Below are 12,476 nucleotides of genomic sequence, written 5' to 3'. Positions count from 1 at the left end.
ACGCTCCTACCGCGAGCCTCTCACCAGAATGAACAGCCAAGTCATCCCCCTCGCGGTCTTGAAGGTCGAAGTCTCCAAGCAGCGCAAACGCCAGGCCCCGAAGGGCCGGCGTGTCGACCCGGGCGCGCTCGAAGACGTGCAGCGCCTGCTCGGCACCGAGTCGCGCCAGCGCGACCTGCTGATCGAACACCTGCACAAGCTGCAAGACAGCTTCGGCCACCTGTCGTCGGCGCACCTCGCCGCGCTGGCGCACGAGATGCGCCTGGCGCAGACCGAGGTGTACGAAGTGGCGAGCTTCTACCACCACTTCGACATCGTGAAGGAAGGCGAGACGGCGCCGCCTGCCTTGACCGTTCGGGTCTGCGACGGCCTGTCGTGCGAGATGGCGGGCGCGGGCGATCTGCTCGCGCGCTTGCCGAAGTTGCTCGGCCAGGATGTGCGCGTGATCGCCGCCCCGTGCATCGGCCGCTGCGAGCAGGCGCCGGCGGTTTGTGTCGGGCAAACCGCCGTGCCGAACGCGAGCTGCGAGAAGGTCGCGGCGCAGGTTGCCGCCACGCCGAAACGTGATCTGCCCGAAGGCCACATCGATCACGCCGCGTACGTGGCCGGCGGCGGCTACGCGCTGCTGAAAGCCTGCCACGCCGGCGAGCGTGATGTCGAAGCCATCATCACCACGCTCGAACACTCGGGCCTGCGCGGCCTGGGCGGTGCCGGCTTTCCGACCGGGCGCAAGTGGCGCATCGTGCGCGCCGAAGCGGCGCCGCGCTTGATGGCCGTGAACATCGACGAAGGCGAGCCCGGCACCTTCAAGGACCGGGTGCTGCTCGAGACCGACCCGCACCGCTTTCTCGAAGGCATGCTGGTCGCGGCCTGGGCCGTGGGCATCCAGCGCATCTACGTGTACTTGCGCGACGAATACCACGCCTGCCGCGCGCTGCTGGAGGCCGAGCTCGAGAAGCTGCGCGCGCACCCGCCCGTCGCGGCCATGCCCGAGATCATCCTGCGCCGCGGTGCCGGCGCCTACATCTGCGGCGAAGAGTCGGCGATGATCGAATCGATCGAAGGCAAGCGTGGCATGCCGCGCCTGCGCCCGCCCTACGTGGCGCAGGTCGGCCTGTTCGGCCGGCCGACGCTGGAGCACAACTTCGAGACGCTGTACTGGGTGCGCGAGCTGGTCGAAAAAGGCGGCGAGTGGTTCGCTTCGCACGGCCGGAACGGCCGCAAGGGCTTGCGCTCCTTCTCGGTTTCGGGCCGCGTGAAACACCCCGGCGTGAAGCTCGCGCCGGCCGGCATCACGATCCAGGAACTCATCGACGAACACTGCGGTGGCATGCAGGCCGGGCACACGTTCTACGCCTACCTGCCGGGCGGTGCCTCGGGCGGCATCTTGCCGGCGACGATGAACACGATCCCGCTCGACTTCGACACGCTGCAGCCCTACGGCTGCTTCATCGGCTCGGCCGCGGTGATCGTGCTGTCTGACGCCGACACCGCCACCGACGCGGCGCGCAACATGATGCGTTTCTTCAAGCACGAGAGCTGCGGCCAGTGCACGCCCTGCCGCAACGGCACGGCCAAGGCCTCGGCCCTGATCGAACAGAAGAGCTGGGACGTCGACCTGCTCGCCGACCTGTCGGCCGTGATGCGCGACGCCTCGATCTGCGGGCTGGGCCAAGCCGCGCCGAACCCGGTCGACTGCGTCGTGAAATACTTTCCGCAAGAGCTGGTCTGAGGGCAGGCAGGAACATGAACGCGATCACCAAGACCGAATCGATGCACCTCGAAGCGCCGCTCGTCGAGTTCGAACTCAACGGGCGCAACGTGCAGGGCCGTGCGAGCGAGACCCTGATCGAGATCGCCGACCGCGAGGGCATTCAGATCCCGCGCCTCTGCTACAAGCCCGGCATGGAAGCGGTGGGCAACTGCCGCTCGTGCATGGTCGAGATCGCCGGCGAACGCGTGCTCGCGCCCTCGTGCTGCCGCGCGCCGACCGCCGGCATGAAGGTCACGACCGACAGTGAACGCGCCGTCAAGTCGCAGAAGCTGGTGCTGGAGTTGCTGCTCTCCGACATGCCCGAAGCGGCCTACACGCGCCACAACGAAGTCGACGAGTGGGCGCGCAAGCTCGGCGTGGGCAAACCGCGTTTCGAAGCGCGCGAGAAGGTCGTGCAAGACCTGTCGCACCCGGCCATCGCGGTCAACCTCGACGCCTGCATCCAGTGCACGCGCTGCCTGCGCGCCTGCCGCGACGAGCAGGTGAACGACGTGATCGGTCTCGCCTTCCGCGGCGACCACGCGAAGATCGTGTTCGACATGGACGACCCGATGGGCGCTTCCACCTGCGTGGCCTGCGGCGAGTGTGTGCAGGCCTGCCCGACCGGCGCGCTCATGCCGGCGCGCGAAGTGGCGCTGGCCGTGCCCGACAAGCAAGTGGAATCGGTGTGCCCGTATTGCGGTGTGGGTTGCCAGCTCACCTACAACGTGAAAGACGACAAGATCCTCTTCGTCGAAGGCCGCGACGGCCCGGCCAACCAGGAGCGGCTGTGCGTGAAGGGCCGCTACGGCTTCGACTACGCGCACCACCCGCACCGCCTCACGGTGCCGCTGATCCGCCGCGAAGGCGTGCCGAAGAACGGCGACTTCGTGATGGACCCCGACCAGGTGATGCAGGTCTTCCGCGAAGCCACATGGGAAGAAGCGCTCGAACTCGCCGGCGGCAAGCTCGCGCAGATCCGCGACACGTTTGGTGGCAAGGCGCTCGCCGGCTTCGGCTCGGCCAAGGGCAGCAACGAAGAGGCCTACCTGTTCCAGAAGCTGGTGCGCACCGGCTTCGGCAGCAACAACGTCGACCACTGCACGCGCCTGTGCCATGCGTCTTCGGTGGTGGCGCTGCTCGAAGGCATCGGCTCGGGGGCGGTCTCAAATCCGGTGATGGACGTGACCAAGGCCGAAGTCGTGATGCTGATCGGCGCCAACCCGACCGTGAACCACCCGGTGGCCGCCACCTGGATCAAGAACGCGGTGAAGAACGGCACCAAGCTGATCGTCTGCGACCCGCGCCGCTCCGACCTGGCGCGCGTGGCACACCGCTTCGTGCAGTTCAAGCCCGACACCGACGTGGCGCTTCTGAACGCGATGATGAACGTGATCGTGACCGAAGGTCTCGTGAACGAAGAGTTCATCCAGAGTCGCACGATCGGCTACGACGAACTGCGCCAGAACGTCGAGGGCTACAGCCCGGAGGCGATGGCGCCGATCTGCGGCATCGACGCCGACACGATCCGCCACGTGGCGCGCCTGTTCGCCACCTCGAAAGCCTCGATGATCCTGTGGGGCATGGGCGTGTCGCAGCACGTGCACGGCACCGACAACGCACGCTGCCTGATCGCGCTGTCGCTCATGACCGGCCAGATCGGCCGCCCCGGCACCGGCTTGCACCCGCTGCGTGGCCAGAACAACGTGCAGGGCGCCTCCGACGCGGGCTTGATCCCGATGATGCTGCCCGACTACCAGCACGTCTCGCAGCCCGCAGTGCGGGCCAGTTTCGAGCAGGCCTGGAAGCTGCCCGCCGGCACGCTCGACGCCGAGCCCGGCCTCACGGTCGTGGAAGTGATGCACGCGATCAAGGCCGGTGGTGTGCGCGGCATGTACGTGATGGGCGAGAACCCGGCCATGTCGGACCCCGACGCCAACCACGCGCGCGAAGCGCTCGCGGCGCTCGACCACCTGGTCGTGCAAGACATCTTTCTGACTGAGACCGCCTACCTCGCCGACGTGGTGCTGCCGGCCAGCGCCTTCCCCGAGAAGAACGGCAGCTTCACCAACACCGACCGCCTCGTGCAGATGGGCCGCCAGGCCGTCAACCCGCCGGGTGATGCACGGCAAGACCTGTGGATCATCCAGCAGATCGCGCAGCGCCTGGGCCTCGACTGGCAATACGGCCACGTCAGCGAAGTGTTCGACGAGATGCGGCACACCATGCCGAGCATCGCCGGCATCACTTGGGAGCGGCTGGACCGCGAACATGCCGTCACCTACCCGTGCCGCAACGAAGGCGACCCGGGCGACCCGGTGGTCTTCGTCGAGAGCTTCCCGCGGGAAGGCGGGCGTGCGCGCTTCGTGCCGGCCGACATCATCCCGGCCAACGAACGGCCCGACGCCGACTACCCGATGGTGCTGATCACCGGCCGCCAGCTCGAACACTGGCACACCGGCAGCATGACGCGGCGCGCCACCACGCTCGACACGCTCGAGCCCGATCCGGTCGCGCTCGTGCACCCGCTCGACCTGGCCGCGATGGGCGCCCAGCCGGGCGACGTGGTGACGATCGAATCGCGCCGTGGTGAAGTGGTGCTGTACGCACGTGCCGACGAAAGCTCGCCACGTGGCGCCGTGTTCGTCCCCTTCTGCTACTACGAAGCGGCGATCAACCGGCTGACCAACGCGGCACTCGACCCGTTCGCGAAGATCCCCGAATTCAAGTACTGCGCGATCCGCGTCTCGCTCGGCGGCACGGCGCCGGCGCAAGGCAGTTACGGCGGCGGCATCGCGCTGCAGAACGTGCTCGACGCCGCGCTCGCGTGAGCCCGAAAGATCATCATCTTCTCTGAATGCTTCACATAAAATAGTTTAACTATCGCTTATCGATCACCGAGCCTACATTCTGAACATGCCAACGCGATCTGCCCCAGGCGGGCAGCGCGGAAAACCAGTTCAAGGAGCAGCTCATGGTCAACGATTTCCCCCACCAGTACCGGTTCGACGAAACCGAGCGCAACGCCTACAACGCGGCCTTCCACGAGCTGGGTTTCCGCTGGCACTGGGACGCCGGCACCTACCAGCAGCTGACCCGCAGCGGCCTGAGCGCCGAACAGCAACTGCGCCACTACCTCGAGACGCAGCAGGCCCATCTGCTGAAGGCTTACGACACCGAGTTTCTGGTCGGTGTGATCCAGCAGAAGCAGTCGGCCCACCGCCAGCGCGCCACGGCGTGTGCAGCCCGGCCCGGCCGGCATTTCGACTGGGCCCAGACCCTGGGCGGCGAGCTCGGCGCCTGATTTCTTCTGCACTGCAGCAAAGTCATCGACAATTCGTGAATCCGGTCGTGAATATCCAGTGAAGGAGTATTTGCGGAAACTAGGAAGAGAGAACTTTTCATGCGCAACCTTTGGGTCCGCTACGAACACACCGGCAAGATCGGCTTTGGAACGCTGGACGGGGCCCAGGTGCATGAACACTCCGGGGACATGTTCGGCGAAGCCCGCCCCACGGGCAGTGTGCTGGCACTGAACGACCTGCGCCTGCTCTCGCCCACCGCGCCGAGCAAGGTGATTGCGCTGTGGAACAACTTCCACGCGCTCGCCGCCAAGCTGAACCTGGCCGACCCGGCCGAGCCGCTCTACTTCCTGAAGTCGCCGAACTCTTTCGCCGCCCACGGCGACGCGATCCGCCCGCCGCGCAGCGCCGGCAAGGTGGTGTTCGAAGGCGAGCTCGGCATCGTGATCGGCAAGGCTTGCAGCGGCGTGGCCGAGGCCGAAGCGCTCGACCACGTGTTCGGCTACACCTGCGCCAACGACGTGACCGTGGCCGACATCCTGAACCGCGACGCCTCCTTCGCGCAGTGGACACGCGCCAAGGGCTTCGACACCTTCTGCCCGATGGGCCCGGTGGCCGCCACCGGCCTCGACCCCGCCACGCTGACGGTCACGACCACGCTCAACGGCGAAGTCAGACAGAATTACCCGATCAGCGACATGCGCTTCTCGGTCCAGAAACTGGTCAGCCTGATCTCCCTCGACATGACGCTCTACCCCGGCGACGTGATCCTGTGCGGCACATCGGTCGGTGTCGGCTCGATGAAGCCGGGCAGCGAAGTCGAGGTCGAGATCGGCGGTATCGGCAAGCTCGCCAACCGCTACGGCTGAGTTTCTCGCCAGCGCTTGCGCCAAAAGAATCAACTACCGGAGTTCGACATGAAGATTGCAGTGATCGGCGCAGGCGCGATCGGCGGGTTGGTGGGCGCCAAGCTCGCCCTCGCCGGAGAAGACGTGACTTTCATCGTGCGGGGCGCCAACCTCGAGGCGATCCGCGACAAGGGCATCACCCTGATCGCGGCCGACGGCTCGCGCCAGAGCACGCGCAACGTCAAGGCCACCAACGACTACGCCCAGGCCGGGCCGCAAGACGTGGTGATCCTCGCCATGAAGGCGCACCAGGTCGAGGCTGTGGCGAACGACGTGCCCAAGCTCTTCGGCCCCGAGACCGTGGTCGTGACGATGCAGAACGGCGTGCCCTACTGGTACTTTCATCAGCACGGCGGCGCGCTCGCCGGCACACAGGTGAAGAGCGTCGACCCGAGCGGCCTGGTCGGCAAGATGATCCCGGCCGAGCGGGTGCTCGGCTGCGTGGTCTACCCCGCCTCCGAACTGGTGGCGCCGGGCGTGGTGCAGCACATCGAAGGCGACCGCTTTCCGCTCGGCGAGCTCGACGGTTCGATCAGCGAGCGTGTGAACCGCGTCTCGGCGTGCCTCATCAACGCCGGGTTCAAGGCGCCGGTGCTCGACAACATCCGCTCCGAGATCTGGCTCAAGCTGTGGGGCAATCTCACCTTCAACCCGGTCAGCAGCCTGAGCCACGCCACGCTGGTCGACATCTGCCAGTACCCGCTCACGCACGCGCTCGCCGCGGCGATGATGGCCGAGGCGCAGACGGTCGCCAACAAGCTTGGCATCACCTTCCGCGTGTCGATCGACAAACGCATCGCGGGCGCCGAGAAGGTCGGCAAGCACAAGACCTCGATGCTGCAGGACGTGGAAGCCGGCCGGGCACCCGAGATCGACGCGCTGGTCGGCGCCGTGACCGAGCTGGCGCGCCTGACCGACACGCCCACGCCGCACATCGACACGGTCTATGCCCTCGTGAAGCTGCTCGCGCAGATGATGGAGCAGGAACGTGGCCAGGTGCGTATGCAGCCGGTGGGCTGAAGCCCCTTCTTCGCGCACGCGCTCGATGAAACACGCCACGCTGCGCCAGCTGAAAGTGTTCGAATCGGTCGCGCGCAACCTGAGCTTTTCGCGCGCGGCCGAAGAACTGCACCTCACGCAGCCGGCCGTTTCCACGCAGGTGAAGAAGCTCGAAGAGCATGCCGACAACGCGCTCTTCGAGCAGTTCGGCAAGAAGATCTACCTCACGCCGGCCGGCACCGAGCTGCTGCAGATCAGCCGCGCGATCATCCAGCAGTTCGAAGCGGCCGAGATCGCCATGACGCAGTTCAAGGGCGTCTCGGGCGGCAAGCTCAACGTGGGCGTGATCAGCGCCGGCGACTATTTCTTTCCGCACCTGCTGGTCGAGTTCGCGAGCCGCCACCGCGGCGTGACGCTGAACTTCTCGGTGCACAACCGCGCCGGCCTGCTCACGCACATCAACGACAACCTGACCGACCTGGCGATCATGGTGCGGCCGCCGACCGACATGGACACGGAGAACGCACCGTTCGCGCCGCACCCCTACGTGATCGTCGCCGCGCCCAGCCACCCGATGGTCGGCAAGAGCGCGATCACCGTCGCGTCACTGATGCGTCAGCCTTTCGTGGTGCGCGAGCGGGGCTCCGACACCTGGCACTCGATGGAAGAAGGCTTCGGCCGCGCGCTCGACGACATCAACATCACGATGGAGATCCGCAGCACCGAAACCATCAAGCAGGCGGTGATCGCCGGCATGGGCATCAGCTTCCTGTCGGCCCACACCATCAGCCAGGAACTGCAGAACGGCCACCTGCGCGTGCTCGACGTGCGCGGCTTTCCGCTGATGCTGCACTGGTACGTGGTGCACCGGCGCCACAAGCGCCTGCCGCCGGTGGCTCAGGCCTTCAAGGACTTTCTGCTCGGCGAAGGTGCCGCACTCATCGAGCGCATCGTGCCGTTCGAGGGGCTGGCGACACCGGGCTGAGCCCATTCCGACCAGACCGCGCCCAGCGGCTTGCGGGTGGCGGAGGGCGGTGTTTTCAGCACCGTGCCGGCACTGATGAAACCCGCCAGCTTTTCGCTCTCGTGCAGGCCGAGTTGCTGCGCGAGCAGCGCATCGCCACAGCGGTCACCGCTGAGCACGATGGCGCCGAAGCCCAGCAGGTGAAAGGCGTTCAGCAGGTTGCCCAGCGCCGCGCCGGCCGCGAGCCATTGTTCGTGCAGCGGCACGGTGGTGCCCGGCCGCGGGCACACGACGAAGGCCAGCAGAGTCGGCGCATTGAGCGCATGTTCACGCGCACGCACCAGGTCGTCGGCCGAGACCAGCGGGTCGCGGCGGCGTTTTTCTTCGACGAAGAGTTGCGCGAGCGCTTCTCGCCCGTGCGGCGCGATGTGGATCGCCCGCCATGGCATCAGGCCGCCGTGATCGGGCGCACGCAGCGCCGCCTGCAGCGCGCACTCGAGCTGTTCGCGTGACGGGCCCGGCGCGCCGAGGCGCCGGGGGGACACCGAGCGCCGCTCGAGCAGGCTGCCCATGCCTTGCGACGCGGCAACGGCCGGGCTCATCGCGTTCATCTCAGGCGAGCACCGCGCGGTGCAGGCTGATCGCCTCGGCCACCATGCCGCTCAGTTCGGCCGTGCCGGCTTCGTCGATGTGCGCGAGCAGCGCGCGCCGCATGCGCGGCTCCCAGAAGCGCTTGAGGTGCATCGCCACGCCTTCGAGTGCTTCGGCGCGGTCGGGCATGGCTTCGAAGAAGGTGCCGATCTGGTTGGCCATGCGGATCAACGAGTCAGTGTGCATGGGCGGCTCCCGGTTCGAGCGCCAGGCGCTCGGGGTTGCAGTAGACGACCAGGTCTTGCGCCCGCGCGAAGCCGACCAGCGTCATGCCGGCCTTCTGCGCGGTGGCCACGGCGAACGAAGTCGGCGCCGACACCGCGGCGAGCAGTGATACGCCGGCCATCGCGGTCTTCTGCACCATCTCGAAACTGGCGCGGCTGGTCACGGCGATGAAACCGGCGGTGGCGTCGACGCCGTTGTTCGCCAGGGCGCCGATCAGCTTGTCGAGCGCGTTGTGGCGGCCCACGTCTTCTCGCAGCCAGCGCACTTCACCATCGGCCGAACACCAGGCCGCCGCGTGCACCGCACCGGTGGCCTGCTGCAGGGTCTGCAACGCGCAGAACTGCGCCATGGCGTGCGCGATGGCTTCGCGGCCCGGCAAGGCTGCGCCGCGAAGCGCCGGCAGGTCACGCGCCACCTGCGACAGGCTCTCGGTGCCGCACAGCCCGCAGCCGGTGCGGCCGCTCATCGAGCGGCGCCGGTCTTTCAGGCGCGCGAATGCCGAGCTCGCCACCTGCAGGTGCAGCGTGATGCCGAGCGCCGACGGTTCTTCTTCCACGGCATAGAGCTGGTTCGCGTCGTCGAGGATGCCTTCGCTGAGCGAGAACCCGAGCGCGAAGTCTTCCAGGTCGAGCGGTGTGGCCAGCATCACCGCGTGCGAGATGCCGTTGTATTCGAGCGCGACCGGCACTTCTTCGGCCACCCAGTCCTGCACGGCGAACGCCCGGCCCGCGCGCACGCCGCGCACCGGGAGCGATCGGGCACCTTCGCAGAACGGCACGGTGTCGATGGGGCTCATGTCACTTCGCTCCCACGGTCTCGCCGGCGTCGCTGGCCGACTTCAACAGGTCCTGCTGCACGCGGTTGAACCGGCTGTACTCCTGCTGCCAGGCCGAAGGCTGCATCACGGGCATCACCTGCACAGCCGTCACCTTGTACTCGGGGCAGTTGGTCGCCCAGTCGGAGTTGTCGGTCGTGATCACGTTCGCGCCCGACTCGGGGAAGTGGAAGGTCGTGTAGACCACGCCCGGCTGCATGCGCTCGGAAACGACCGCACGCAACACCGTCTCGCCAGCGCGGCTGCCGATGCCGACCCAGTCGTCGGTTTGGATGCCGCGCTCTTCAGCGTCGTGCGGGTGGATCTCGAGCCGGTCTTCGCTGTGCCACTGGTTGTTGTCGGTGCGGCGCGTCTGGGCGCCCACGTTGTATTGCGACAGGATGCGCCCGGTCGTCAGCAGCAGCGGGAACTTGCGCGTGACCTTCTCGTCGGTGGCCACGTACTGCGTGATGATGAACTTGCCCTTGCCACGCACGAACTCGTCGATGTGCATGGTCGGCGTGCCCTCGGGCGCTTCGTCGTTGCACGGCCACTGGATGCTGCCGAGCTTGGCGAGCTTCTTGTAGCTCACGCCACGGAACGTGGGCGTGAGCGCCGCGATCTCGTCCATGATCGCCTCGGGGTTCTTGTAGTTCATGCGGTAACCGAGCGCGTTGGCGAGCTTGACCGTCACTTCCCAGTCGGCGAGCCCCGCTTTGGGCGGCATCACCTTGCGCACCCGCGAGATGCGGCGCTCGGCGTTGGTGAAGGTGCCGTCTTTCTCGAGGAACGACGAGCCCGGCAGAAACACGTGCGCGTACTTCGCGGTCTCGTTCAGGAACAGGTCCTGCACGACCACGCATTCCATCGCCATCATGGCCGCGGCCACGTGCTGCGTGTTCGGGTCGGACTGCACGATGTCTTCGCCTTCGCAGTACAGGCCCTTGAAACCACCGCCCAGCGCCGCGTCGAACATGTTCGGGATGCGCAGGCCCGGCTCGGGGCTGATGGCCACACCCCACGCGTCTTCGAACGACGCGCGGGCGGTCGCGTCCGACACATGCCGGTAGCCCGGCAGCTCGTGCGGGAACGAGCCCATGTCGCAGGCGCCCTGCACGTTGTTCTGTCCGCGCAGCGGGTTCACGCCCACGCCTTCGCGGCCGACGTTGCCGGTGGCCATTGCGAGGTTGGCGATGCCCATCACCGCGGTCGAACCCTGGCTGTGTTCGGTCACGCCCAGACCATAGTAGATGGCGCCGTTGCCGGCGTTGGCGTACAGGCGCGCCGCGGCGCGCAGCTCGGCCGCCGGCACCCCGGTGCGGGCCTCCATCGCCTCGGGCGAGTTCTCAGCACGCGAGACGAACTCGCGCCATTCGTTGAACGACTTGGCGTCGCAACGTTCGGCCACGTAGTCTTCGGCGACCAGCCCTTCGGTCACGATCACGTGCGCCATCGCGGTGACCACGGCCACGTTGGTGCCCGGCCTGAGCTGCAGATGATGTTCGGCCTGCACGTGCGGCGAACGCACGATGTCGATGCGGCGCGGGTCGACCACGATCAGCTTCGCGCCTTCGCGCAGGCGTTTCTTCATGCGCGACGCGAACACCGGGTGGCCGTCGGTCGGGTTGGCGCCGATGACCATGATCACGTCGGCCTTCTCGACCGACTTGAAGGTCTGCGTGCCGGCCGACTCGCCCAGCGTCTGCTTCAGGCCGTAGCCGGTGGGCGAGTGGCACACGCGCGCACACGTGTCGACGTTGTTGTTGCCGAAGGCCGCGCGCACCAGCTTTTGCACCAGGTAGGTTTCTTCGTTGGTGCACCGTGACGAGGTGATGCCGCCGATCGAGTCGTTGCCGTACTTCGCCTGCAGGCGCTTGAACTCGCTCGCCGCGTGGCCGATGGCCACCTCCCAGCTCACTTCTTGCCACGGGTCGGTGATCTTGGCGCGGATCATCGGCTTCAGCATGCGGTCTTGATGGGTCGCGTAGCCCCACGCGAAGCGGCCCTTCACGCAAGAGTGGCCGTCGTTGGCCTTGCCGTCTTTCCACGGCACCATGCGCACGACTTCGCTGCCCTTCATCTCGGCCTTGAAGCCGCAGCCGACGCCGCAGTAGGCGCAGGTCGTGATCACGCTGTGCTCGGGCTGGCCGAGCCAGATCACCGATTTTTCCTGCAGCGTGGCGGTGGGGCAGGCTTCGACGCACGCGCCGCAGCTCACGCATTCCGATTCCATGAAGGGCTCGTTCTGCCCCGGCGACACGCGCGACTCGAAACCGCGCCCGCTGATGGTGAGCGCGAACGTGCCTTGCGTTTCTTCGCAAGCCCGCACGCAGCGGTTGCAGACGATGCACTTCGAGGCGTCGTAGGTGAAGTACGGGTTCGACTCGTCTTTCTGCGCGTCGAGATGGTTCTTGCCGTCGAAGCCGTAGCGCACGTTGCGCAGGCCGGTCACGCCGGCCATGTCCTGCAATTCGCAATTGCCGTTGGCCGAACACGTGAGGCAGTCGAGTGGGTGGTCGGAGACGTAGAGCTCCATCACGCCCTTGCGCAGGTCTTGCAGCTTGGGCGTTTGCGTGCGCACCTTCATGCCGGCTTCTGCCGGCGTGGTGCACGAGGCCGGGAAACCCTTGCGGCCTTCGATCTCAACCAGGCACAGGCGGCACGAGCCGAAGGGCTCCAGGCTGTCGGTGGCGCAGAGCTTGGGCACCTTGATGCCCGCGTCCATCGCAGCGCGCATCAGCGACGTGCCCTTGGGCACGCTCACCTCTTCGCCGTCGATCTCCAGCGTGACCATCTCCGCGGACTCACGCAGCGGCGTGCCGAAGTCGATCTCCTTCAGATGCTCGATCATGGTGATGTC

General features: G+C 67.0%; 10 protein-coding genes. 6 read left to right on the top strand and 4 right to left on the bottom strand.

Annotated elements, in window-relative coordinates; translation table 11 throughout:
- Positions 1-28: 28 nt before the first annotated feature.
- The 6 genes from AC30PD_RS06735 to AC30PD_RS06710 all read left to right on the top strand — a co-directional run bounded on the left by AC30PD_RS06735 (position 29) and on the right by AC30PD_RS06710 (position 7,947).
- Positions 29-1,732: an NADH-ubiquinone oxidoreductase-F iron-sulfur binding region domain-containing protein gene (locus AC30PD_RS06735; protein ID WP_489534864.1), complete on the top strand. Its 1,704-nt coding sequence runs from the start codon at positions 29-31 to the stop codon at positions 1,730-1,732.
- Between the two features lie 14 nt (positions 1,733-1,746).
- Positions 1,747-4,584 (top strand): formate dehydrogenase subunit alpha, encoded by a 2,838-nt coding sequence (fdhF, locus tag AC30PD_RS06730; RefSeq protein ID WP_489534863.1) that lies wholly within the window; start codon positions 1,747-1,749, stop codon positions 4,582-4,584.
- 143 nt (positions 4,585-4,727) lie between these two features.
- Positions 4,728-5,057, top strand: a complete 330-nt coding sequence (locus AC30PD_RS06725) for a hypothetical protein (protein WP_489534862.1) — start codon at positions 4,728-4,730, stop codon at positions 5,055-5,057.
- A 99-nt stretch (positions 5,058-5,156) separates the two neighbouring features.
- Complete coding sequence (locus tag AC30PD_RS06720) at positions 5,157-5,924, top strand: fumarylacetoacetate hydrolase family protein (protein WP_489534861.1); 768 nt, start codon at positions 5,157-5,159, stop codon at positions 5,922-5,924.
- Positions 5,925-5,972: 48 nt separating this feature from the next.
- A complete protein-coding gene (locus tag AC30PD_RS06715; protein ID WP_489534860.1) occupies positions 5,973-6,983 on the top strand; it encodes a 2-dehydropantoate 2-reductase in 1,011 nt (336 codons plus the stop codon).
- A 25-nt stretch (positions 6,984-7,008) separates the two neighbouring features.
- Positions 7,009-7,947 (top strand): LysR family transcriptional regulator, encoded by a 939-nt coding sequence (locus AC30PD_RS06710; RefSeq protein ID WP_489534859.1) that lies wholly within the window; start codon positions 7,009-7,011, stop codon positions 7,945-7,947.
- On the opposite strand, the gene AC30PD_RS06705 is transcribed toward AC30PD_RS06710, so the two are convergent.
- Genes AC30PD_RS06705 through fdhF (AC30PD_RS06690) form a run of 4 tightly spaced genes read right to left on the bottom strand, consistent with a single transcriptional unit; the run spans position 7,860 to position 12,467 of the window.
- Positions 7,860-8,528, bottom strand: a complete 669-nt coding sequence (locus AC30PD_RS06705; RefSeq protein ID WP_489534858.1) for a nitroreductase family protein — start codon at positions 8,526-8,528, stop codon at positions 7,860-7,862. The two genes, AC30PD_RS06710 and AC30PD_RS06705, sit on opposite strands and share 88 nt — an antisense overlap.
- 10 nt (positions 8,529-8,538) lie before the next feature.
- Positions 8,539-8,763 carry a formate dehydrogenase subunit delta gene (locus AC30PD_RS06700; protein WP_489534857.1) on the bottom strand — a complete coding sequence of 75 codons (225 nt, stop codon included), beginning with the start codon at positions 8,761-8,763 and terminating at the stop codon, positions 8,539-8,541.
- The gene (gene fdhD, locus AC30PD_RS06695) at positions 8,753-9,598 is read right to left on the bottom strand and encodes a formate dehydrogenase accessory sulfurtransferase FdhD (protein ID WP_489534856.1); all 846 of its coding nucleotides are present in this window, start codon (positions 9,596-9,598) and stop codon (positions 8,753-8,755) included. Before fdhD ends, AC30PD_RS06700 begins: the two co-directional genes overlap by 11 nt.
- A gap of 1 nt (position 9,599) precedes the next feature.
- Positions 9,600-12,467 carry a formate dehydrogenase subunit alpha gene (gene fdhF / locus AC30PD_RS06690; protein ID WP_489534855.1) on the bottom strand — a complete coding sequence of 956 codons (2,868 nt, stop codon included), beginning with the start codon at positions 12,465-12,467 and terminating at the stop codon, positions 9,600-9,602.
- Between the last annotated feature and the right edge of the window lie 9 nt (positions 12,468-12,476).

The organism is Rhizobacter sp., from assembly GCF_032229685.1.
GTDB lineage: Bacteria > Pseudomonadota > Gammaproteobacteria > Burkholderiales > Burkholderiaceae_C > LMDS01.
Note: the sequence above shows the minus strand (reverse complement) of the source record. Positions and strands in the feature narration are given on the sequence as shown.

Excerpts from the sequence above, each read along its gene's own strand:
- AC30PD_RS06705 (WP_489534858.1), bottom strand. The coding sequence starts at position 8,528 with ATGAGCCCGGCCGTTGCCGCGTCGCAAGGCATGGGCAGCCTGCTCGAG.
- AC30PD_RS06700 (WP_489534857.1), bottom strand. The coding sequence starts at position 8,763 with ATGCACACTGACTCGTTGATCCGCATGGCCAACCAGATCGGCACCTTC.
- AC30PD_RS06710 (WP_489534859.1), top strand. The coding sequence starts at position 7,009 with ATGAAACACGCCACGCTGCGCCAGCTGAAAGTGTTCGAATCGGTCGCG.
- fdhF (WP_489534863.1), top strand. The coding sequence starts at position 1,747 with ATGAACGCGATCACCAAGACCGAATCGATGCACCTCGAAGCGCCGCTC.
- AC30PD_RS06725 (WP_489534862.1), top strand. The coding sequence starts at position 4,728 with ATGGTCAACGATTTCCCCCACCAGTACCGGTTCGACGAAACCGAGCGC.
- fdhD (WP_489534856.1), bottom strand. The coding sequence starts at position 9,598 with ATGAGCCCCATCGACACCGTGCCGTTCTGCGAAGGTGCCCGATCGCTC.
- AC30PD_RS06735 (WP_489534864.1), top strand. The coding sequence starts at position 29 with ATGAACAGCCAAGTCATCCCCCTCGCGGTCTTGAAGGTCGAAGTCTCC.
- fdhF (WP_489534855.1), bottom strand. The coding sequence starts at position 12,467 with ATGATCGAGCATCTGAAGGAGATCGACTTCGGCACGCCGCTGCGTGAG.
- AC30PD_RS06715 (WP_489534860.1), top strand. The coding sequence starts at position 5,973 with ATGAAGATTGCAGTGATCGGCGCAGGCGCGATCGGCGGGTTGGTGGGC.
- AC30PD_RS06720 (WP_489534861.1), top strand. The coding sequence starts at position 5,157 with ATGCGCAACCTTTGGGTCCGCTACGAACACACCGGCAAGATCGGCTTT.